Origin of the sequence: Eudoraea sp. (assembly GCF_049665975.1) — a bacterium.
GTDB lineage: Bacteria > Bacteroidota > Bacteroidia > Flavobacteriales > Flavobacteriaceae > Eudoraea.
Genome location: NZ_JBATGR010000045.1, coordinates 1 through 4,810, shown reverse-complemented (window position 1 = coordinate 4,810; position 4,810 = coordinate 1). Strand labels below are relative to the sequence as shown.

Here is a 4,810-nt window from a genome sequence, read left to right as displayed (position 1 = left end):
AAAGAATGCAGCTTACTTCACAAATACTTTTGCAGCTGAATTCTATAAATTACCATTGGGTAGCGATGGTAGTCCCCCGCTAGCGCGAGCCTGCCTTGTCGGCAGACAGGCATCCTGCTCGTGTTGAATATAGTTTAAACTAGTCTTAAGAAGTAGCCAAAATTCAAACTTAGCCTGTTCAGGCAAAGAGATACTTTGGGTACGGGCGTGACGCCCGCACAAGCCTGGCGCAAAAGAATCTAAAACTATGACAATAGATAGCTGCCTTTGATCTGGTAGATGAAAATGGTATGGAAAATAGGAATCAAAAGACTGCTTAATCTTTAGTAATCATAAACACTCTCTACGATTGAGACAATTAATATTATTGCTATCGTTCCTGCTACTGCTGTAATTAAGAATGTCATATCAAATGGTTTTTAATATTCCCACAAAATTGATGCTACAAGAAATAGAATCCTATGACTTAAATCATAGATCATTAAAACCCCCGCCAGCACTAGCGCCGGGCATTCACCAAGAGGGCCCACAACTCGTTAATAATGCTATGCCATTTCCTCAGGAAATAGTGAGGAAGCGTTATCTGAAGAAGCAGCGCCTCAGCTGGCTCATTCACTAAAAACATTCACTTTGCCTCGCTTCATCTGGCTCATCTCTCAAAAGCCAAAATGTTGGCTTTTTCATTCTGCCCTTTTAACGCTCTGTCCTGTTTCGATAATGAAAGAAGTTGATAATGGAAAGGAAATGGTTGGTCCTCTCTAAGGTATGGAATTATCTATTAAAACGTTAGTACGGTTCTATCCTGGTTGCCATAAAAACACCTACCCCTCCCACAATTGCCATGGCGACCGATAATTTGGTTTTATGTAAGCATTGGCTTCAGATGCATTAGAGACTATGCCTTCCACATCGTTCCATTGCAGCTTTTTACCAGTTCGGTAGGCGATATTCCCTAAATGGGCTACCAGGGCGGCATTTCTTCCCATTTCAATAGTACAATTGGGATCTTTTCGATTTTTGATGCATTCCAAGAAATTTGCAGTGTGGGCATCCAGGCCGCTGACACGACTTTTTCGGGGTGGTAATACTTCTGTTAAGTATTTACCATCATGCTGAAGGGGTAGCACTTTCCAGCTTGCCCTGTTGATGGCCAAAATACCATTCTCGCCAATAAAAGCCACTCCAGGTTCACCAGATTCTTCTAAATACGGCGATGTGCCCATACCCATAAATTGTTCCCAAATAAAGCTGAAATTCCCAAAATCATAAACTGTCGTCAGCGTATCCGGAGTTTCTGCTGCATTGTTGGGAAATGCAATTTTACCGCCAATGGCTACTACAGATTTAGGCGCAGTGGCATTCATACCAAGTAAAACCATATCCAGCATATGCACTCCCCAGTCGGTCATAAGGCCCCCCGCATAATCCCAGAAATACCTAAAAGTACCATGAAATCTATTTTTATTAAAAGGCCTTTCTGGTGCCGGCCCCAGCCATCTGTTGTAGTCCACACCCTGGGGAGGTTCAGCATCCGCTACCACATCAAATCCGCGACCGTAATTTACATTTGCCCAGGCTTTCACCTGCCGTATCTTGCCCAGGGCACCGGAATCCAAATATTCAAAGGCCGAATGCCAATGGGGGTCGCTTCTTTGCCATTGGCCTACCTGCACTACCCTATTGTAATTGCGTACTGCTTTTACCATCAAATCTGCCTCGTGAATACTATTGGCTATTGGTTTCTCTACATATACATCTTTTCCTGCCGCACAGGCATCGATCATCTGAATACAGTGCCAATGGTCTGGAGTGCCAACAAAAACGGCATCCATCTCTTTAATTTTTAAAAATTTACGATGGTCATTAAAAGTTTTTGGGCGTTGACCTGTTTTTGTTTCTATTTCCTTTGCGCGTTTTTCCAATAAATCGCTGTCCACATCGCAAAGTGCAATACATGCTGTTCCCTTGTTTTTAAGAAAAGAGCTGAGGTCTGCCCATCCCATCCCTCTAACACCAATAAGGCCAACATTCACTACTTCTCTATCTTTAATTGGGTTTTTGGCCGACACCTGGCCCAAAGGAACTGCTGTGGCAAGGGAGGCTGCACTTACATTTTTAATAAATTTTCTTCTACTACTCATTTTAACGATTTTGGTTTTTTAAAGTACGGTTTTTCAATCAATTATAGATTTCGTTTATGTAGTTATCTATTTGCGCTATTAAATCTCGAGAACTCTCCAATGAAAATTCGAGCTCTTCTTTAGTTTCAGTAAATAGAATTCTTTTAAAATTACTTATCCCCTGGAAGGTGGCCGCAAGATGACCATAATTAATATTTTTCCAAACCAGAGAATCAATCAATGCACCTTGGTCGTGTATTTTCGTCACACCAAAAGTATAGGTGTTTACATAAGATGTTACTTTCCCCTGATAGTCATTCGTGGTTTTTTCCACTCTATCCATAAGAGATATTTTCGTATTATAAAAATTCTTTATGGTAGCTTTTAAGGAGTCGGATAGGTTTTCTACTAATCCAGTTTGATTTAGACTATTGTAGGTGTTTGTATTGTACGGAATTTGAACAATCCAGTTCGGATTAAATTCATAACGCATTATTTGAATTAGTGTATCAACAGTTGCATTAGGTTTTGCCACTCTGGCTCTCAAAGACTCATTCAAATCATAATGTTCATTAATAAAAGGAAGCCTTCTTTTAATCAAGATGGTGTCCTGGACTAGGTCATTTCTCAATGCAATTAAGGAGTTTTCAATTTTGACCTCTGTTTTACGATTCTCATTCCAATTATTAATAGAAAGGGCTATCAATATCCCGATAACAACAAGAACAATTTCCCCAAGTGCATACCTTATGTATTTTAAAGGTTTATTGTCGTCTGCGAGTTTTCTTCGGATTCGCCTAAAAAAATTAATCATAATTTTTGCTTTAAACGCCAGCGCGGCAGGCTGGCCCATTCGCTAAAAACATTCACTGAATGTTTTTTTACCGCTCTGTCCCCTAAAAATTAATCATAAAGAAGTGGTTATATGTCCTTCCTAAGTTACTTAAATATTAAATATGGCGGGATAGACCTTTCGTGATATATACTAACCGATTTACTAAATGCTATTTGTTTAGGATAGATTAGATAATAAATTGTAAATTTAATTAATGGCATTTTTTGCATTACCGTTACAGATTGTTTCCTTTTGTAAATTTGAAACCGTGAAAGCTACATCAATAATACTAATGGGAATTTTGTTGCTTTATTCCATGAGGGGACAAGCACAAAACGCTACAAAAAAAGTTAAATTACATAAGGTTTGGGTTAGCCTGACAGATAGCTCAAAGGTAAAAGGAGTTCTTTATTCTGCCGATGAAAACGCTATTAAAATAGCAAAAAACTATTCCCTGGACGTTTCAAATTTGACGTCTATTAATTATCAAAACCTTGATATTCTAAGAATAAGAAGAAAAGGCAAGGTTGGGAAGGGCGCATGGATTGGAGCTTTATCGGGTGTTGGAGCTGGCATGCTAATAGGCTTAATTGATGGTGATGATGAACCGGGGTTGTTTTCTATGACTATGGAAGAAAAGGCTTTATTGGGAGGAATTTTATTAGGAGTTGTAGGAACTGGGATAGGGGCATTAATAGCAACAAAGAAAGAAAAGATAGTTATAAATGGGGATATTGAAAATTATGAGAAAATGTTAAAGACTATACAGAGTTATTCTTTTACTCCTAATTAAATTTACTTCCTTTTTCAATTGCATTCGACGATTATTTTTATGGCTTGCCTGCCCGCCAACTAGGAGGGTTATCGTCGGCGAGTTTTTTGCGGATTTTACGAAAGAAGCCTATCATAAGAAAGAAGTAGTTGGTTGTTCTTTCTAAGGTAAGAAATTATTAAACAAGGCCGATAAACTCCGTCTAGCCCCGGCATCTTGCTCGTGTTGAAAATAGCATCCCGGCACATGTTACTATTAGCGTATGCCCTGGCTGAAATTGCCAATTATAGTATACTGATAATCAGGTACTCGCAGACGATAAAATGTGAAATTTTACTTAAAAGTTTGCTATTTTTTAGGTTATTTTTCCCAGATAGAGTAACTTAATAGAATACCAAAAACATATACTATGGGAATTAAAAGTTTTCAAGGTCCCAGAATGTCACAGCCATCAGGGGATGAAATACCTTTTAAGGTAAGTGATTTTATGACAAAAAAATTAATCACTTTTAAGCCAGAACAGTCTATGCAAGATGCTATTGAAACACTGATATCCAATAGAATTTCCGGAGGGCCGGTGGTGAATGAAGAAAACGAGTTGATTGGTGTTATTTCCGAGGGTGACTGTATTAGTCATATAAGTAAGAGCAGGTATTATAATATGCCTCTTGATGATGCAAAGGTAGAGGATAGTATGATTAAAGATGTTGAAACCATTGACGGAGACATGAATATTTTTGATGCCGCCAATAAATTCCTGGAAGCCAAACGAAGACGTTTTCCAATTGTTGAAAATGGTAAATTGGTCGGACAAATTTCTCAAAAGGACATTTTAATAGCCACTATGAACCTTAAAACTGAAAATTGGAAATAAATCCGGGTTTTTATAACAGCCTTCATTATTTATTTAATTCTTGATCTATTTGTTCTATTAATTCTAATGCATTTTCTTCTACTGATTTATGTATTCCACCTAGTGCCGTTGACCAGATTTCAACATTTTTAACCATGCTCTGGAATTCCAAATCTTCTTTGAGTCTTTCGTAATTTCTAATATTCCTGAAATATCCGATATTGATAAGT

5 protein-coding genes are annotated in these 4,810 nt (G+C 38.1%); 2 read left to right on the top strand and 3 right to left on the bottom strand.

Annotated features, from left to right (window positions below):
• Positions 1 to 821 precede the first annotated feature (821 nt).
• Together WBN20_RS01850 and WBN20_RS01845 are read right to left on the bottom strand one after the other, a co-directional pair.
• The gene (locus WBN20_RS01850; protein ID WP_424280500.1) at positions 822 to 2,141 is read right to left on the bottom strand and encodes a Gfo/Idh/MocA family protein; all 1,320 of its coding nucleotides are present in this window, start codon (positions 2,139 to 2,141) and stop codon (positions 822 to 824) included.
• Positions 2,142 to 2,178: 37 nt separating this feature from the next.
• Positions 2,179 to 2,934, bottom strand: a complete 756-nt coding sequence (locus WBN20_RS01845) for a DUF6090 family protein (RefSeq protein WP_424280499.1) — start codon at positions 2,932 to 2,934, stop codon at positions 2,179 to 2,181.
• Positions 2,935 to 3,169: 235 nt separating this feature from the next.
• Here WBN20_RS01845 and WBN20_RS01840 point away from each other — a divergent pair, with 235 nt between their 5' ends.
• Together WBN20_RS01840 and WBN20_RS01835 are read left to right on the top strand one after the other, a co-directional pair.
• Positions 3,170 to 3,748, top strand: coding sequence for a hypothetical protein (locus WBN20_RS01840; RefSeq protein WP_424280498.1), 579 nt, complete (start codon positions 3,170 to 3,172; stop codon positions 3,746 to 3,748).
• Positions 3,749 to 4,136: 388 nt separating this feature from the next.
• Positions 4,137 to 4,601, top strand: a complete 465-nt coding sequence (locus WBN20_RS01835; RefSeq protein ID WP_424275643.1) for a CBS domain-containing protein — start codon at positions 4,137 to 4,139, stop codon at positions 4,599 to 4,601.
• A gap of 25 nt (positions 4,602 to 4,626) precedes the next feature.
• On the opposite strand, the gene WBN20_RS01830 is transcribed toward WBN20_RS01835, so the two are convergent.
• On the bottom strand, positions 4,627 to 4,810 hold a 184-nt coding region (locus WBN20_RS01830; RefSeq protein WP_424280497.1), incomplete at its 5' end, for a hypothetical protein.

What these genes read in the sequence shown, in the direction of transcription:
- WBN20_RS01850 (WP_424280500.1), bottom strand. Translation starts at nt 2,141, where the DNA reads ATGAGTAGTAGAAGAAAATTTATTAAAAATGTAAGTGCAGCCTCCCTT.
- WBN20_RS01845 (WP_424280499.1), bottom strand. Translation starts at nt 2,934, where the DNA reads ATGATTAATTTTTTTAGGCGAATCCGAAGAAAACTCGCAGACGACAAT.
- WBN20_RS01840 (WP_424280498.1), top strand. Translation starts at nt 3,170, where the DNA reads ATGGCATTTTTTGCATTACCGTTACAGATTGTTTCCTTTTGTAAATTT.
- WBN20_RS01835 (WP_424275643.1), top strand. Translation starts at nt 4,137, where the DNA reads ATGGGAATTAAAAGTTTTCAAGGTCCCAGAATGTCACAGCCATCAGGG.